Raw genomic sequence first — 17,807 nt, 5'->3', positions numbered from 1 at the left:
CGGCCCACCGCGGATCACTCGTCGTTCAACTCGAACGCCAGCTGGTTGAGCCCTGGATGCTCGGGGTCGAGCCGTAGTCCTTCGAGCACCAGGTCCCACGCCCGTGCGCGCCCGTCGTCGCCGCCCGCCTCCACGGCCATGAGCGCCTGCAGATTCAGTCCGCTCAACGCCAGCGGAAGCCAGTTGGCCGCCGACGATCGCTCCACCACCGACTGCAGCAGCGACTCGGCGCGCTCGGGGTCCGTGGACCGGAGGATGTCGGCGCGAGCGAGATCGAGCCGGGCTCGCTCGAAATCGACCGGACCGTCGACGCTCAGCTCGTCGTAGACGCGCTCGGCGCGCTCCAGCAGGCTCACGGCGGTGGCGTCGTCGCCCCCGAAATGAGCGGCCAGAGCGGCGGATCGGAGCACCTCGCCGAGATCGTGCTGCGCGCCGAACTCGGCGAACAGCTCCGCCGCATGGTCGAAGTCGGCCATCGCCGCGGGGTGCCGTCCGAGATCCATCAGTTCGCCCGCACGCGCCTGATACAGCTGCGCGAGGTACCCGGGATGTTCGTCGCCCACCACCGTGTCGAGCACTCGGGAGAACGAGATCACCGCGTCGTCCGGGAGCCGAGCCGACGATTGCGCACGGCCGAGCACCGCGAGACCGGCGGCGACGGCATCCTCGTCGCCGCGCTCGGACATCCGGTCGATCACCGGCCGTACCGCCTCGATCACCCGCCGCGCGTCGTCGCCTCGCGAGAGCTGCATCCGGGCCAAGTCGATCAACGCGGCATCGGCTTGATGATCGAGGCCTTCCACCATCCAGACGGCGATCGCCTGCTCCTGATCGGTCACCGCACCGTCGAAGTCCTCGGCCGCCGTGATCCGGAGTTCGGCCCGCTGAGCGAGCAGAGGCGCACGCTGCGCGTACCGGGAGTTCTCGACGGCCTCGTCCAGCAGACGCAAGGCCGCCTGCTCGTCGCTCATCGACTGCAGTTGCGCGGCGAATCCCAGGACGCCGGCCAGCTGGGCGTGGGCTTCGAGGCGTTGGTCGGGCGTCGAGGCGGCCGCGACCATCCGGCGGGCTGAGACGAGCGCCGCATCGATCTCGGCGTCGGGAGAGTATCCGGCGGCGGCCCGCATCGACGCCGCCATGATGTGCAGCGCCGCCGCGATCGAGTAGGCATCGGCCTCCGCCGAGCCCGGGCGCGACGCCATCTCGTCCTCCACGAGGCGGATCTCGCCCGCCAAGCCGCGTCGCAGCGTCTCGATCCCCGCGTCCACCGCACGGCCGGCTCGCTCACCGTCCACGGGTTCGCTCGCCACGGCGACGAAACGCCAGTAGTTCGCCTGAGACAGCGCGGCCCACGCCGGATCCGGGTCCGGCGCCGACAGGAGCCGCTGCGGATCGAGGACGCCCTGTGCCGCCGCCTCCACATCGGCCATGAGTTCGGCCTGCGCCGCCATGGCCGGATACTCCGCGCGCGCCGCCGCAGCGGCTTCCCGCAGTGCCGCCTCGGCGGCGTGACGATCGCTGCGGCGCAGGTCGGAGGCCAGCATGATCCGTGCCCGCGCCAGGCTGCGGCCGGTGAGTTCGCCGATCCGGCCCGCGAGCGCCTCGGCGCACGCCTCGGCCCTGCGACTCGAGACCATGGAGAACACGGCCATGCCGCTCATCAACTCCTGGGCCGTCCGTTCGGCGACCGGCTTCACCCGGTCATCGGGCCGACCCGCGGCGCGGAGCGCCAGGGTCTGCTCGACCCACGTCGAGACCGCGCCGCTGCCGTTGCGGATGTCGAACCCCCGGGCGATGTCGCGCGCCACGTCGGCGAGTTCGGCCGCCAGATCGGCCGCCGGTCGGGTCCGGGCCGGACGACCCGGATCGGTGTGATGGGAGATCACGGCGTCCCCGTCCACCGCCGCGGCCGAAGCGAACGCCGCCGACAGCGCCGCGGCCAGCCGCGCCCGGTCGAGCGACGTGAAGCAGTCGTCCAGATGGGGCAGGCGGCTCACCGCCAGATCCCGTGCCCGCCCGAGCTCACCGACGCGCAACAGCGCGGGAATGGCTTCGGCGTGGCCGGTGGAGCCCGGGAACTCACCGTAGATCCGGTCGATGTGATCGGCCGCCGATACGACGTCGTCGCGCCGGCCGGCCGCTGCGTAAGCACCGATCAGCGCGACATGCGTCTCGGCGGGGAAGAACCCGCATCGCTCGCCGTCGTCCTCTAGATCCGGCTCCGACAACTCGAGCGCTCGCGCGTGATCGCCGCACCGGCTGTAGAGCGCCGCGACCATCGCTCGCGCACCCTCCCGGCAGGTGCCGGCCGGCGGAGCGAAGTCCCGGCACTCGTCGAGGAACCGGCGGGCCGCGTCGGGGTCGCCGCGGTGCAGTGCGATCTTCGCGCGCACCACCGCGACCAGCGCATCCGACTCGTAGCCCGTCCCGCGGGTCCTCCGGATCCAGTCGTCGAGCAGATCTCGCACTTGGTCGAGCGACAGTTCGGGGACGTCGGGCACCGATTCGAGGAAGTCGACGAGCGTGGTGTTGAGCTGTTCGAGCTGTGTCGGCTCCAAATCGAGCGTCGCCGCCTGGCGGTCGTGGGCCCGGAGCATCCACGCCAGCAGAGTCAGCACGTCGGCCGCGGTTCCCGACCACAGCGCGGCGTAGGAGGCCTCGAGCCGGACGACGAACCGCCAGTAGTCGTCGCCCAGTTCGTCGGCCCGGGCGATCAGCGCGGGAAAGGGCCCGAAATCCTCGTGGCCGAACCGCGGATCCCCGTACCGCGCGTGCCAGAGGTCGTTGACGAAACTCTCCAGACGCGGATCGTGCGTCGGCTGGTCGGTCACCTGGCGCCCGCCCGAGTAGCGAGATCCGCCAGCAGCATCACGGCTTCGTCCACGTCCCTGGCCGCGTCCGACGACAACGATCGGTGCGCTCGCACCAACGCCTGGCTGTAGACCGTCCGGACCAGGGCGCCCGCCACCGTCGGATCGGTGATCGACGGCAACCGTCCCACGAGCGTGTTCGCCACGTTCAGCAGCAGCACCGGCCGGCTCGGCACCTGATGGTCGTGCGCGTCGACCGCGGCGACCGCGGCCAACCACGCGTCGGGGTCCCCGGCGACCTCCGACAGCATCTCGCGACGGTCGCCCGCGAGTTTCGCCGAGTCATCGGTCAGCAGCACACCCGAGAGTTCGCCGGGCTCGATGGCCGTCAGATCCACGTCGCAGCCGTACGGCGCCAGCGCGGTTCCCGCCAGGGCGAGGGCACCGGCGAACCGCGTCCGCACATCGTCACCGACGTCTCCCAGCGCGGTCAGCAGCACCTCCTGCGTCACGTACTCGCCGGTGATGTCGGGGTCGGCGGCGATCAACGCGCGGACCACGCCTGTCTCGAAGGCGTAGCCGGCGTTGACCAGGCCGAAACCCCGGCTGCCCAGGATGTCGCCGAGGACGCGGAAGTCATCGACGCTGCCGGTGTACCGCAGGTCGCCGAATCTCGCTCGGAAGGTCGCAAGCGGCATCGGCCCGTAATTGGTCTCGAAGACGCAGTGCCGGTCGACGAAGCCCAGCAGTTCCGGCCGGTGGGCCGCGAGCGCCTTGATCCCCTGCTCGTGGACGCTGAGGAACTTCGCTCGTGTGGCCGGCCGCTGCTCGAGCCCGGCGAGCCAGGCCAGAACCTGCGCGCCGAGCGACTCTACGACGTCGTGGAACAGATCGTCGCGCACCACGCTCTCCCTCGATGCGGTCGGAGTCAGTCCGGTGGCGTCGACGACGACCCGCACGAAGAACGCCCACTCCGGGAGCAGCTCCGCGAGGTCGCCGACCAGGAGTCCCTTGACGTGGACGCGGTGCTCCGACCGTGCCACGAGGTCTCCGCCGCTGGGCGGAACGAACGCGACGCCGCGCAGACCCGCTTCGGGGATATCGACCTGAAAGGTGTCGAGCGGAGTGAATCCGAACTCGTCCTGGCAGTAGGCGACCTGCGCGGCGACCCGGCGGCCCGCCTCGGCCGCGAAGACCTCGACCGGTGGATTGACTCGGCGTCCGTTCACCGTGACCGGGGTCGGGTGCAGGGCGGTGTATCGCGCAGCCAGCGAGGCCACGCGGTCGGGATCGAGCCACTGCTCGAATCCCGGACGTGCGCAGATCCGCACGGTGGTGCCGGTCTCGCTCCGGTCTCCCGGTCCGGTCTCGACGGTTCCGGACGCATCGCCCACCCACCGGACCGGGTCATGTCCTTCGGCCTTCGACGAGACCTCGATCCGGTCCCCGGCCAGGAATCCGCTGAGCAGCCCGACGCCGAACTGGCCGATCGTCGCCTGCTCGGAGAATCCGAGCTCGTCCCGTTTCGAGCTGCGGCCGATGGTCCCCAGCAGCTCGGCGATCTGGTCCGCCCGCATCCCGACGCCGGTGTCGGAGATGACGAACTCGGCCCCGTCGGCCGTGATGACGATGGGTTGATCGACGCTCGGGCGCTCGGTCTGGGCGTCGATCGCGTTCTGAAGCAGCTCCCGGACGAATACGCCCGGGTTGGTGTACAGATTGTTCCCCAGTACATCGATGAGTCCGCGCAGGTCCACATCGAAGACCCCAGTTTGCTCCATGTCTGTCGATGGTAGGGGTCGCCGGTGACACTCCCGGGCCCCGGGATCGGCGAATCCAGTCGTCCGGCGAACCGAGGCCGCACCGCCCCGGGACGACGAGCACCCCGCCGATCCGGACGGATCGACGGGGTGCTCGGGTTCGGTGCCCGGTTACAGAGCAGCGATGATGTCTTCGACGCGGTCCTTCGCGTCGCCGAAGAGCATCTGGGTGTTCTCGCGGAAGAACAGCGGGTTCTGGACGCCCGCGTAGCCGGCCGCCATCGAACGCTTGAAGACGATCACGTCCTTGGCGTTCCAGACCTCCAGCACCGGCATGCCCGCGATCGGCGAGCCCGGATCCTCCGCGGCAGCCGGGTTCACGGTGTCGTTGGCGCCGATGACCAGCACGACGTCGGTCTCGGGGAAATCGTCGTTGATCTCGTCGAGTTCGAGCACGATGTCGTACGGCAGCTTCGCCTCGGCCAGCAGCACATTCATATGGCCGGGGAGACGACCGGCCACCGGGTGGATGCCGAACCGGACATCGATGCCCTTCGCGCGCAGCCGGGACGTCAGATCCGCGACCGGGTACTGCGCCTGGGCCACCGCCATGCCGTAGCCCGGGGTGATGATCACCGACTTGGCGCCGGACAGGAGCTCGGCGGCAGCCTCCGCGTTGATCTCGCGGTGTTCGCCGTAGTCGGTGTCGTCGGCCGGTCCGGCCTCGATGCCGAAACCGCCGGCGATGACCGAGATGAACGACCGGTTCATCGCTTTGCACATGATGTAGCTCAGGTACGCACCCGACGAGCCGACCAGCGCACCGGTGACGATCAGCAGATCGTTGCCGAGCAGGAAGCCCGAGGCCGCGGCGGCCCAACCGGAGTACGAGTTCAGCATCGAGATGACCACCGGCATGTCGCCGCCGCCGATGGAGGCGACCAGATGCCATCCGAGGAACAGCGCCAGAGCGGTGATGACCGCGAGCAGGATCATCGACGTGGTGTTGTCGTGGGTGTCGGACGCGACGTACACGCCCGTCAGAACCGCGAACACCACCAGCGAACCGACGTTGATGAAGTTCTTGCCCGGAAGCATCAGCGGCGCCGACTTCATCTTCGCCGAGAGCTTCAGGTTGGCGACGATCGAACCGGTGAGGGTGACCGCACCGATGAAGATGCCGATCGCGATCTCCGCCTCGTGGATGTTGGTCAGCGACCGAACGTTTCCGGGATCGACGCCTGTGACGTCGAAGCCTTCGATCGCCCCGTTCCAGCCGATGAGCACGGCGGCCAGACCGACGAACGAGTGCAGCAGCGCGATGAGCTCGGGCATGCCGGTCATCTCGACGATCTTGGCGCGCCACAGACCGATCAGCGCGCCGACGACCACGGCGCCGAACATCAGGACGATCGGCACCCACTTCATGTCGAGCGAGTCGAGGTCGACGATGTTCTTCAGGACCAGGACGATGGTGGCGACCAGCGCGATCGCCATGCCGACGATGCCGTAGGTCAGACCGCTCTTGGCCGACTCATGCTTCGACAGTCCGGCGAGCGAAAGGATGAACAGCAGCGATGCGATGACATACGCCGCAACGGTGATTGCAGTGATTCCCATGAGTGATCACGCCCCCTTGCTGAACATGGCGAGCATGCGACGGGTGACCGCGAAGCCACCGAAGATGTTGATCGATGCGACCAGAATCGCGATCGTCGACAGGATCTGAACGGTCACATTGTCGGACGCGATCTGCAACAGCGCACCGACCACGACGACACCGGAGATGGCGTTGGTCACCGACATCAGCGGCGTGTGCAGCGCGTGCGCCACATTGCCGATGACGTAGTAGCCGATCACGATCGCCAGCATGAGCACCGTGAAGTGCTGCGGGATCGGCGGCGGCGCAAAGGCCACCACCAGACCGAAGATCACGATCCCGACCAGCGAGAGCGCGACCTTCTTGGCGGGCGACATCGGCTCCTTGGGCGGGGCGACCTCGGCCGGTTCCGCGGCGGCGGCCTTCGGTGCCGCCGACACCTGTACCGGGGGCGGCGGCCACATGCCCTCGCCGTCGCGCGTCACCGTGATGCCGCGCTGGACGACGTCGTCCATGTCCAGCGTCAGCTCACCGTTCTTCTCCGGCGTCAGGAGCTTCAGCAGGTTGACGATGTTGGTGCCGTACAGCTGCGAGGTCTGCGCGGCCAGCCGGCCCGCGAGATCGGTGTAGCCGAGGATCGTGACACCGCCGGGGGTGACGACCTTCTCGTCGGCCACGGTGCCCTCGGCGTTGCCGCCGTTGGCCGCCGCCATGTCGACGATCACCGAACCGTTCTTCATTCCGGCGACGGTGTCGGCGCTCAGCAGTTTCGGTGCCGGACGGCCCGGGATCAGCGCGGTGGTGATGACGATGTCGGCGGCGCGGGCCTCCTCGTCGTACATCGAGGCGGTCGCGGCCTCCTGCTCGGCCGTCATCTCCTTGGCGTAGCCGTCTTCGGACTTCTCCGCCTCGAAGTCGACCTTGACGAACTCGGCGCCCATCGACTCGACCTGCTCGGCCACCTCGGGACGCACGTCGAAGGCACGCACCACGGCGCCCATCGCCGAAGCGGCACCGATCGCCGCCAGACCGGCCACGCCGGCACCGACCACGAACACACGCGCGGGCGGAATCTTGCCCGCCGCGGTCACCTGACCGGTGAACATCCGGCCGAACTCATGTGCGGCCTCGACCACTGCGCGGTAACCCGCGACATTGGCCATCGACGAGAGAACGTCCATGGACTGTGCACGCGAGATACGCGGTACCGCGTCCATCGCCAGCGCGGTGATGCCCGCACTGCGCAGCTTCTCCAGCAGTTCCGGATTACGGGCTGGAGCCATCATCGAGATGAGGACCGCACCGCGCCGCATACGGGCGATCTCGTCGTCCGTCGGGGCGTTGACCTTGACCACGACGTCAGCGGCCCACACCTCGTCGGCCGAACCCAGACGCGTGCCCGCCTCAGCGAACGCCCCGTCCGGCTGCTCGGCGCGATCACCGGCGCCGGCCTCGACGATCACCTCGTAGCCGAGCTGCTGCAGCTGCGCCACCGTCTTAGCGGTCGCGGCGACGAGAGTCTCGCCCGCCTTTGATTCCCGGGGGATACCGATCAGCATTTCACTGCCTCTCCCACACTCATATTCAGCTTCACCTTGTCTTACAGAACATGGCGCACGATGATTCGACGCCAACGCTGTAGACGACAGGCGGGAGCCCCACGGGATGTACGGGCGTCTAAGCCTGCGTCGGCCAGTGCTTCATCGAACTCGCGCGACACGCCGCAGGTGGCCACGTGACCGACCCTGCTGATGGAAAACGTGGCATGACGTTAGCACGCCCTGCCACGCGGACCAGGGGCCGGTTAGATACGTCACTTACCGGACAGTAACCCGATTTCGCACGGTCGCTGCATGTGCCGCGTGACGCCCCGCCCGGCGACCGAAGTACGAGCCCTCCCCCAGTTGGGTGCCGCTGGCGTAGCCCTTTCCGTCCTGCGCGAGGTTCGCCGCACAGGCTCCGGCGGCGTACAGTCCGTCGATCACGGAGCCCTCCTCGGTCAGCACCTGGCCGTCCAGCGAAGTGGCCATGCCGCCGACGGTGAACCCGGCGTACAGCGCCTTCCCGAGACTCATGTCGAACGCCGCCCACGGCCCGGTGTCCTGCGGCGCCAGGAACTCGGGGCTCTTGTGGAAGTCCGGATCCTCGCCCTTGGCGGCGTACTCGTTGTACCGATCGAGGGTCGCGTGCAGCGTGGCCCGATCGAGGCCGAGGCCGTCGGCCATCTCGTCGACCGTCTCCCAGCCGTCGATGAAGGGCGCCAGCGGGAACTCGGGCCGCTGCATGTGCGCCTCGTCGACGATGAGGAAGGCGGCGCGGTCGGTCTGGTCCATCACGAATCCGGACGTCCGCGAGTGATAGGAGTCCTCCGCGACGAACCGCTTGCCCTCCTTATTCACGACCAGGCCGGTGAGGAGGATCGACGGCGGGTACACCGGCGCGGTGATGAACGCCTGGTCCATGTGCTTGAGTCCGGCGCCCACCGAGGCGCCCATTCGGATTCCGAGACCGTCGTCGTAGGTGCTGCCGAGCGTGAACGGCTTCTCCGCCAACTGCGGGACGTACTCGGCGACCATGTCGGGGTTCATGACGAATCCGCCCGCGGCGATCACCACGGCGGAGGCGCGAATGAAACCGTCCTCGCCGCCGGCCTTCCAGTAGGCGCCGACCACGGCACCGGAGTCGTCGACGACGAGCCTGCGCGCCCCGACCTCGTAGCGGATCGGCACGCCCCGCTCGCCGAGACGCTTCACCAGGAGCTCGATCACCATGCCCGCGCCGCCGGTGTCGCCGGGCACGGGCACCTTGTGACCGCGCGGCGCCGGGACGGCCTGTTCGCAGAACGGCCACACCTTCTCGTTGCCGGTGTACATCAGTCCCTGGGTCTGCGGTTGGATGACCGCCTTCTCCGGGTAGTACGAACGCTCGAACTGGAAGCCGAGCGACTCGAGCCAGCCGAAGTGCTCCACGCTGTCGTCGCAGTAGGCCTTGATCTTGTCCGGCTCCGGGTCGCGCGAGACGGCGGTGATGTACTTGGCCATCTCCTCCGCGCTGTCCTGGTGTCCGGTGGCCGTCTGCACCGCGGTGCCACCGCCGAGGTAGAAGTGTCCTCCCGCCATGCAGGTGGTGCCGCCGGCCGCGGCCGATCGCTCGAGCACCAGCACCGACGCCCCGGCCTCCGCCGCTTCGAGCGCCGCGCAGCAGCCGCCGATGCCTGCGCCGATCACCAGCACGTCGACGGTGTCGCTGTACTCGGCGACGTCAGAGGCATTCACGATTTCAGGGAGGTCCAGTCCACTCATGGGAGACAGCCTAGACCAGAAATAGAACGTGTTCTAGAGACTTGGGCCGGCCGGTTCCGGGCCCCTATATAAGAGGAATGGCCCGGCACCCCGTTGGGGCGCCGGGCCATCGGCTCGTTGATCTGTCAGACGTTCGACGACGCCAGCTCCGCATCCATCCGAAGGAGGCCGGAGCCGTCCTCGTTCACCAGTTGCAGGCGACCGACGATCTCGCCGACCGTCGCCTCCTCTTCGACCTGCTCGGAGACGAACCAGTCGATGGTCGGCCGCGAGTCGATGTCGCCCTGCTCCTGTGCGAGCCGGTACAGCGCGCGGATCGCTTCCGAGACGTCGCGCTCGGCGTCGAGCGCCACCTCGAAGATCTCGGTGACCGTGTCGGCCTTGACCGACGGAATCGTGATGTCGCCGATGAGCGGGCGGTTGTCGCGGTTGGTCATGTGCTCGATGAGGCGGTCGGCGTGGCTGAGTTCTTCCGTGGAATGGCTGCGCATCCACGAGGCCATTCCGGGAAGGTCGCGCAGTTCCAACTCGATTGCCAACTGCCGGTAGAGCATCGCCGATTCGAATTCCCGGGTGATCTGCTTGCTGAACTCGACTTCGAGTTCCTCATTCATTTTCATATCCGCTCCCCTGCATATGAATTCCTCGACGAGACCTTCGCCGCGATGATTTCACAATAGGCCCGTAAACCGTCTCTGACCAGCGAGGAAAGGTTTACCGAAATGATCTGAGGTTTGGTAATCCTAAGACTTCGCCGCCATCCGCTACGGCTTACGCGGAGACGCGACGAGACCGGAATCCGCGCAGCCGCAGACTGTTGGCGACGACGAATACGGAGGAGAAGGCCATCGCCAGACCCGCCATCATCGGATTGAGCAGAGCCGCGGCGGCCAACGGCAGCGCCGCCACGTTGTAGGCGAACGCCCAGAACAGATTCCCCTTGATGGTGCTGAGTGTCTTGCGCGACAACGCGATCGCGTCGACCACGGCCCACAGGTCGCCGCTCACCAACGTGAGATCGCCCGCCTCGATAGCGACGTCGGTGCCGGTTCCCATCGCCAACCCCAAGTCGGCCGAGGCCAGTGCCGCGGCGTCGTTGACACCGTCGCCGACCATCGCGACCACGCGGCCGGACTCCTGCAGGCGGCGGACCGCGTCCACCTTCCCGTCCGGCGTCACATCGGCGATCACCTCGTCGATGCCGACCTGCGCCGCGACATGCCGCGCGGCACCGTCGTTGTCGCCGGTCAGGAGTACCGGACGCAGCCCCATCCGCTTGAGTTCGGCGATCGCCGCCGCCGACGTGGGCTTGACGGTGTCCGCCACCACGATCACGCCGGCCACCGCGTCGAGATAGGTGACCACGACGGGCGTCGCCCCCTCCGCCGAGGCCGTGGCGATCTGTTCACGCATCCGCTCACCGAGCTGAACGGGGACGTCACGGGGACCGGTCACGGTGACGCGCAGTCCGTCGATGAACGCGGTCACGCCCGCACCGGCGAGATTGCGGAAGTCCGCCGTCTCGGGAACGTCGAGCCCGAGTTCGGCGACGTGCTTGCAGACCGCGCGGCCGATCGGGTGCTCCGACCCGGACTCCACCGCCGCGGCCCGCGCCAGCAGGTCGTCCGCATCCACGCCGTCGGCGGTGATCACGTCGCGGACGGCCATCTCGCCGGTCGTCACGGTGCCGGTCTTGTCCAGCGCCACGGTATCGACTCGGCGAGTCGACTCGAGCACCTCGGGCCCCTTCAGCAGGATGCCGAGTTGGGCTCCCCGGCCGGTCCCGACCATCAGCGCGGTGGGGGTCGCGAGACCGAGCGCGCACGGGCAGGCGATGACCAGGACCGACACCGCGGCCGTCAGCGCCAGCGTCACACCGCCGCCGACACCGAGCCAGAAACCGAGCACGCCCGCCGCGATCGCGATCACGACCGGGACGAAGTACGCCGAGATCCGGTCGGCCAATCGTTGCACCTGCGCCTTTCCCGCCTGCGCGTCAGCGACCATCTTCGCCATGTGGGCGAGTGCGGTATCGGCGCCGACCGCCGACGCCTCCACTTCGAGGCGGCCGTGCGCGTTCACCGTGCCGCCGACGACCTTGTCTCCCACCGCCACCTCGACGGGGATCGACTCGCCGGTGAGCATCGACTGATCGACAGCCGAAGCTCCCGAGACCACCCGGCCGTCGGTCGCGATCTTCTCACCCGGCCGGACCACGAATCGCTGTCCGACCTGCAAGTCACCGATCGGAACCGTGACCTCCCGACCGTCGCGCAGCACGGTCACGTCCTTGGCGCCGACTTCGGCGAGCGCGCGCAGCGCGTCACCCGCGCGGAGCTTGGCGCGCTTCTCGAAATAGCGGCCCGCCAGCAGGAAGGTGGTGACTCCCGCCGCGGCCTCCAGGTAGATGTTCGACGATCCGTCGCCGCGGGAGGCGATCAAGTCGAAGCCGTGGGTCATGCCGGGGACGCCGGCATCACCCCAGAACAGGGCGTAGATCGACCACCCGAAAGCGGCGAGGGTGCCGACCGAGACCAGGGTGTCCATGGTGGTGGTGCCGTGCCGGGCTCCGGCGAGCGCCGCCCGATGGAAGGGCAGCGCACCCCACACGACCACGGGTGCCGCGAGGGTCAGCGACAGCCACTGCCAGTAGGTGAACTGCCATGCGGGAACCATCGCCAGCACGATCACCGGAACCGTCAGCACCGCCGATACGACCAGCCGCTGGCGCAGAGCGGTCAGCTCGGCCTCGGCCCGCGACGGCGCCGGATCCTCGTCGGCCTGCTCGGCGTCCGTGGCCGCCGGACGCACCGGTTCGGCGTCGTATCCGGCTGCCCGAACCGCCTCGATGAGATCGTCGGAGGTCAGGTCGCCGTCGTATTCCACGTGCGCCTGCTCGGTGGCGTAGTTGACGGTGGCGGTGACTCCGTCGAGTTTGTTGAGTTTGCGTTCGATCCGGTTGGCACACGAGGCGCACGTCATCCCGATCAGTTCCAGATCGAGTTCCCGGTCGGCGGCGATCGGCTGCGTCATCTGTGCGTTCCCTCCTGGTCGTGCTGCATCTGGGTGCCGTGGGACGGCTGCGGCGCGGTGTCCCAGGGGCCGACGGCCCGGCCGACGCCGAACATCGCCCCGAAGACCACCGCGAGACCGGCGGCGAATGCGGCGATCCGCACGCCCGGTCTCGCCGACGCGGTCACTGGACCCGGTAGCCGGCCTCGGCGACAGCAGCGCCGACGGCGGCCGGATCGAGCGGGGCGGCGCTGGTGATGTCGACGCGACCGCTGGCCACATCGACGTCGACCTTCTCCACTCCTGCGATCTCGGAGATCTCCTCCCGGACCGAAGCTGCGCAGTGGCCGCAGGTCATGCCAGTGACGGTGACAGTGGTGGTGGTGCTCATGGATTCTCTCCTCATTCGTGTGATCTGGTTGATGTCGTCTGTCGGGAAACGGACTCGCCCGCGGTCAGGACTTGACCAGGCGGGTGATGGCCTTCATGGCCTCATCGACCTTGGCCGCGGCGGCCTCGTCGCTTTCGCGTGCGGCTTCGACCACACAGTGGTTCATGTGGTCGTGCAGCAGCCCGAGCCCCACGGACTCGAGCGCCTTGGTCATCGCCGACACCTGCGTGAGGATGTCGATGCAGTACGCCTCCTGCTCGACCATTCGCTGCAGACCTCGGGCCTGACCCTCGATCAGCTTGAGTCGACGGATGAACTTGTCCTTCTCGGGCAGGTATCCGTGACCGGTGTGCCCGCCGCCTGCATGGTCGCGGGCGGTCGCCGTCTCGTCGGTGGTCATCCCGCCTCCCTTCGATACCCCCTGTGGGTATCTCAGCCACAGTTCTACTCCGAATTTCGGCGTACATCTACCCCCTAGGGGTATCGAATTTCAGGAGGGCGCGCGGTACACGAAAACTTTGGCTTCCGGACCGGGCTGACAGAACGGTGCGGGAGCCAAAAAATCCGGCGACGGGCCGGAGTCGATTCAGCAGGAGGGTTTGAGCGCGTCCGCGAGACGGCCCAGCGATTCGGCGACATCGAGGAGCGCCGCCGACACCTCGCCGTCTTGAGCGGCCTCGGGAAGCGACCGCACGTGCGCGGCCGCGTCTTCGACGACTTCCGCCACCGACCACACGTCGGAGTCGCCCGGCAGTGGTCGGCGCGCGACCGGGATGCCCATCCGCACGGGATCCCAACTAGAGGAGATCACCTCGACCATCGGGGTGGTGAGCACCGAGGCCGCGCCGGGCCGGACCTCGAGCATGTTCGGGTCCACAGTGGCCGCACCGGCGGAGTCCTCCGCATCGTGCGCCGCCCGATGCCTGCTGCGGCCGGCCTCGGCCGGCCGAGGTGCCGGATCCGCGTCCTCACGCAGCCGCCGCCGACGCCCCCGCTTCGGTTCGGCGTCCGGCGCCTCCACCACCTCCGCATCGATCACCTGCTCCGCCGGTTCGAAGCGCGCGGGACCGGAGACCACCGCCTCCGGCGCGCGCGGACCGTCCGGACGGTGCTCGGCGACGTAGTCACCGCGCGACTGCGGCCATGCGGGTGCGGCCGGGTGGAAACTGCTCTCGGGAAAGACCAGCAGATCCGTGGTCGGCAGATCCCGGAGGCTGGGCATCCCCGCGAAGAGATCGTCGAGCGCCGAGACGCTGAACGACTCGTCCTCGGGCGGCAGCGGCGGCGGTGATGCCGGGGCGGACCGAGGCTCCGGCACAGGCGCCGGTGCGGGCGCGCTGTCCACGACCGGCTCGGCCGGGAAGTCGCGGCCCACCGGCGCGGCGTACCGGTGCGGACCGCCGTGACCGGCGAAGAACAGACACGGCGCACCGTCGAGAGCCTGCGAGGGACACTCGAACTCCTCGGCGAGGGTCTGCGCACCGCGCGCGTAGTCGTCCCACATCAGCCAGCGACGGCGACCGGAATGGCTCTGCGCGCCGTCGGATCCGTGGGCGCCGTCATGACCGGCGGGCAGCACGCAGGCCACGAGCCAATCGTGGGAGGGCGTCAGATGCAGTGCGGAGCGCTCATCGGGAGTGGCGACGATCGACGACCAGCAACCACCACCGCGCATTGCACATCACCTTCCCGTGAGTTCCCCGATCGAGTCTACGGAGCCCCTCCGACACTGGCCATAGGCTCGGCAGATCCGGCACAGGTCACCGGCCGGAGGCGCGGGACGCTGCGCATCCGGCCTTCGACGAGGGCGAAGTACCGCGGCTGCGGCGCCTCCTCGCTCCCGGGGAAGTCCGAACGGTAGTGACAGCCGCGCGACTCCCGGCGCTCGAGCGCGGCTGCGACCACCGCACGCGCCGCCAGGGTGAGGTTGGCGTCCTCGATGTCGGCCACGGTCGCGAGGCCGCGAAGGGGTGCGGCCTCGAGCAGCGCACCGACCGACGCCAGGCCCTCGGCGTTCCGGTCGAGCGCGGCCGCCTCCGACATCGCGTCCTGCAACTCGATCCTGTCGCATGCGGGCAGGACAGGCGGCGCGCAGGCCGGCACTCGCGGCGGCTCGACCGCCGCGAGTTCGACCGCCGCCAGTGCCGCCGACCGGCCCATGACCAGCCCTTCGAGAAGGCTGTTGGACGCCAGCCGGTTGGCGCCGTGCAACCCGGTGCGCGCCACCTCCCCGGCCGCGAGCAGACCCGGCACGCTGGTACGACCGTGGCTGTCGGTCACCACACCTCCGCAGAGGTAGTGCGCGCCGGGGACCACCGGCAGCCGCCCGCCCGCGAGGTCGAGCCCCGAGGCCCGCACACCGGCCGTGACAGTCGGGAACCGGCGCTCGAAGTCCTCCACTCCCGAGATGTCGAGCCAGACGTGCGGCCGACCGGTCCGCCGCATCGCCGCGGTGACCGCCCGTGCGACAACGTCCCGCGGGGCGAGATCGCCCTGCGGGTGCACGCCGGCGGTCACCGGGGCGCCGTGGTCGTCCACCAGCACGCCGCCCTCCCCGCGCACGGCCTCGCTGACCAGCGTGCGCCTGCCCCGCGCCCCGGGCACGTACAGCATGGTGGGATGGAACTGGACGAATTCGAGGTCGGCGACCTGTGCTCCGGCCCGAAGCGCCAGCGCCACACCGTCACCGGTCGACGCAGCGGGGTTCGTGGTGGCCGAGTACACGTGACCGAGACCGCCGGTCGCGAGCAGCACCGCCGGCGCCCGGACCACCCCGCGACCGCCGGCGGTGACGAACTCCAGCCCCGCGGCGCGACCGTCGCCGGTGAGGATCGCGTTGGCCGAGGCGTGATCGATGACTCGGATCGGCGCCGCGGCGACCGCGGAGGCGAGCGCCTGCTGCACCCGCGCGCCGGTGGCGTCGCCGCCTGCGTGGATGATGCGACGGACGCTGTGGCCGCCCTCCCTGGTCCGCAGGAACCGGCCGTCGGCCCCCAAGTCGAACTCCGCGCCCCAGCCGACCAACTGGGTCACCGCCGGCCAGCCCCCGGCCAGGATCGGCTCCGTCGCCACCGGATCGGTGAGTCCGGCACCGGCGGCCAGTGTGTCGGCCAGATGCAGGGCCACCGAGTCGCCGGGGTTCCCGGGCTCCACCACCGCGATGCCGCCCTGCGCGTAGAAGGTGGACGCGGAGTGCTCCGCGCCCGGCTGCGCCCATGTACGCCCCTTGGTCAGCACCGTCACCGTCAGCCCGCGGGCCGCAGCCGTCAGCGCAGCCGTCAGCCCCGCCACACCCGCGCCGACCACCACGAGGTCGGCGCGACTCTCCTCGACCATGCTGAGCTCCCAACGAAAGGCGATCGACAGGTTATCGACTGTCGATCGAAAACATGCGGTCGAGACTACGCCGCCGTGAGCCGGAGCACTAGTGGCCCCCTGCCTCGACCCCGACACGACGACCGCCGCGTCGGCCCGGCGGTCGGCGCCCATTCGCCCACTACACTTGGGCAACTGTGATGACCAATCAGGAATCCCCCAGCGCGCAGGCACGCCCCGGCCTGCCCAGCGTCTCGGCGGTCACCGAGGTCACCCGCTTCACCACCACCGCCGGCCACGCCGCGGCCGGCGCCGGGCGGCTGGCGCTCGGCGCGGTGACCGGACTGCTGCGCGGGCGCCCGCCGGGCACCTCCGACGTCGCCCATGAGGTGCGCCGGACGTTCGAGCACCTCGGTCCCACCTACGTGAAGCTCGGTCAGCTGATCGCGTCCAGCCCGGGAGTGTTCGGCAACACCATGGCCGACGAATTCGAGACCCTGCTCGACCGAGTCCGACCGGCCGACCCCGCGCTGGTGCGGCAGGTCTTCGTCGAAGAACTCGGCGCCGAGCCCGAAGCGGTCTTCGCGCAGTTCGATCCGGTACCGATCGCGTCGGCCTCGATCGCCCAGGTCCACACCGCGACGCTGGCATCGGGCGAAGAGGTGGTCGTCAAGATCCAGCGACCGGGCATCGCCGACCGGCTGGCGCCCGACGTCGCGATTCTGGAACGTCTGGCCGGGCTCGTGGAGATGTCCGAGTACGGCCGTATGCTCAGCGCGCGCCACGTGGTCGAGGACTTCGCCGACGGACTCGGTTCCGAGCTCGACTTCCGCAACGAGGCCGCCACCATGGCCGAGTGGTTCGAATGTCTGCAGCCCGGTCCCTTCGGCGACCGAGTCCGGGTCCCGCGCGTGTACGGCGAGCTCACCACCGCTCGGGTGCTGACCATGGAGCGGATCCACGCCACCCGGATCGACGACGTCCGCGCCGTCCGGGCCGCGGGGCACGACGGTGTGGCACTGTGCCGCAATCTGCTCCTCTCACTTCTCGATTCGGCATTCCACGGCGGACTGTTCCACGGCGATCTGCACGCGGGGAACGTCCTCGTCGACGACCAGGGGAAGCTGGTGATGCTCGATTTCGGCATCGTCGGCCGGTTCGACGCGCGCACCCGCCGCATCCTCCGGCAACTGGTCGTCGACCTCATCGTCAAACAGGACTACGATGCCGCCGGACGCGCGATCTTCCTGTTGGGCGCGGTGCACAATCCGGGGTCGACGGCCCAGGGCGGCGCCGACATCGAGAAGGTGGCCGCACCGTTGTCTGCCACCGACATGGCCTCGATGTCGTACACCGATCTGGGGCGCCGGCTCGCCGCAGTCGCGAAAGCCCACGACGCGCGGCTTCCGCGGGAGTTGGTGCTCGTCGGCAAACAACTGTTGTATGTAGAGAAATACATGAAGCTGCTGGCTCCGCGCTGGAAGGCGATCTCCGATCGCGAGATCTACGGCTACATGGCGGGAATCATGAAGGAAGCCGAACGCGACCGACGTGGTCGCCGGCCGGCGTCCGACACGACGAAGAGCTGACCGAAGCACGCAGATCGACCGATACAGA

The 17,807-nt window shown here is 69.2% G+C and carries 13 protein-coding genes; 1 reads left to right on the top strand and 12 read right to left on the bottom strand.

Annotation, left to right across the window (positions count from 1 at the left end; all coding sequences use genetic code 11):
- Window positions 1-14: 14 nt before the first annotated feature.
- From Y710_RS08870 to nadB, 12 genes are all read right to left on the bottom strand, one after another.
- Window positions 15-2,831 carry a hypothetical protein gene (locus Y710_RS08870; protein WP_062367242.1) on the bottom strand — a complete coding sequence of 939 codons (2,817 nt, stop codon included), beginning with the start codon at window positions 2,829-2,831 and terminating at the stop codon, window positions 15-17.
- Window positions 2,828-4,591, bottom strand: a complete 1,764-nt coding sequence (locus Y710_RS08865) for an HSP90 family protein (protein ID WP_062367240.1) — start codon at window positions 4,589-4,591, stop codon at window positions 2,828-2,830. The genes Y710_RS08870 and Y710_RS08865 overlap by 4 nt, the downstream gene beginning before the upstream one ends.
- A 150-nt stretch (window positions 4,592-4,741) precedes the next feature.
- Window positions 4,742-6,190 carry a Re/Si-specific NAD(P)(+) transhydrogenase subunit beta gene (pntB, locus tag Y710_RS08860; protein ID WP_006896880.1) on the bottom strand — a complete coding sequence of 483 codons (1,449 nt, stop codon included), beginning with the start codon at window positions 6,188-6,190 and terminating at the stop codon, window positions 4,742-4,744.
- 6 nt (window positions 6,191-6,196) lie between these two features.
- The gene (locus Y710_RS08855) at window positions 6,197-7,729 is read right to left on the bottom strand and encodes a Re/Si-specific NAD(P)(+) transhydrogenase subunit alpha (RefSeq protein WP_006896881.1); all 1,533 of its coding nucleotides are present in this window, start codon (window positions 7,727-7,729) and stop codon (window positions 6,197-6,199) included.
- A gap of 258 nt (window positions 7,730-7,987) precedes the next feature.
- Complete coding sequence (locus Y710_RS08850; protein ID WP_006896882.1) at window positions 7,988-9,472, bottom strand: FAD-binding protein; 1,485 nt, start codon at window positions 9,470-9,472, stop codon at window positions 7,988-7,990.
- A gap of 125 nt (window positions 9,473-9,597) precedes the next feature.
- Window positions 9,598-10,092 carry a ferritin gene (locus tag Y710_RS08845; RefSeq protein ID WP_039867631.1) on the bottom strand — a complete coding sequence of 165 codons (495 nt, stop codon included), beginning with the start codon at window positions 10,090-10,092 and terminating at the stop codon, window positions 9,598-9,600.
- Between the two features lie 151 nt (window positions 10,093-10,243).
- Window positions 10,244-12,505 (bottom strand): heavy metal translocating P-type ATPase, encoded by a 2,262-nt coding sequence (locus Y710_RS08840; protein WP_062367238.1) that lies wholly within the window; start codon window positions 12,503-12,505, stop codon window positions 10,244-10,246.
- On the bottom strand, window positions 12,502-12,648 hold the full coding sequence (locus Y710_RS18930; RefSeq protein WP_169317718.1) for a hypothetical protein: 147 nt from the start codon (window positions 12,646-12,648) through the stop codon (window positions 12,502-12,504). Before Y710_RS18930 ends, Y710_RS08840 begins: the two co-directional genes overlap by 4 nt.
- Window positions 12,649-12,668: 20 nt before the next feature.
- Window positions 12,669-12,875 (bottom strand): heavy-metal-associated domain-containing protein, encoded by a 207-nt coding sequence (locus Y710_RS08835; protein WP_006896886.1) that lies wholly within the window; start codon window positions 12,873-12,875, stop codon window positions 12,669-12,671.
- A 64-nt stretch (window positions 12,876-12,939) separates the two neighbouring features.
- Window positions 12,940-13,275, bottom strand: a complete 336-nt coding sequence (locus Y710_RS08830; protein ID WP_006896887.1) for a metal-sensitive transcriptional regulator — start codon at window positions 13,273-13,275, stop codon at window positions 12,940-12,942.
- Window positions 13,276-13,461: 186 nt separating this feature from the next.
- Window positions 13,462-14,550, bottom strand: coding sequence for a hypothetical protein (locus Y710_RS08825; RefSeq protein WP_062367236.1), 1,089 nt, complete (start codon window positions 14,548-14,550; stop codon window positions 13,462-13,464).
- A 35-nt stretch (window positions 14,551-14,585) separates the two neighbouring features.
- Window positions 14,586-16,211, bottom strand: coding sequence for an L-aspartate oxidase (nadB, locus tag Y710_RS08820; RefSeq protein WP_062367234.1), 1,626 nt, complete (start codon window positions 16,209-16,211; stop codon window positions 14,586-14,588).
- Window positions 16,212-16,390: 179 nt separating this feature from the next.
- Here nadB and Y710_RS08815 point away from each other — a divergent pair, with 179 nt between their 5' ends.
- Window positions 16,391-17,779 (top strand): ABC1 kinase family protein, encoded by a 1,389-nt coding sequence (locus tag Y710_RS08815; protein ID WP_006896890.1) that lies wholly within the window; start codon window positions 16,391-16,393, stop codon window positions 17,777-17,779.
- Window positions 17,780-17,807 lie beyond the last annotated feature (28 nt).

The organism is Gordonia sp. QH-12 (assembly GCF_001578675.1).
Lineage (GTDB): Bacteria > Actinomycetota > Actinomycetes > Mycobacteriales > Mycobacteriaceae > Gordonia > Gordonia sihwensis.
Note: the sequence above shows the minus strand (reverse complement) of the source record. Positions and strands in the feature narration are given on the sequence as shown.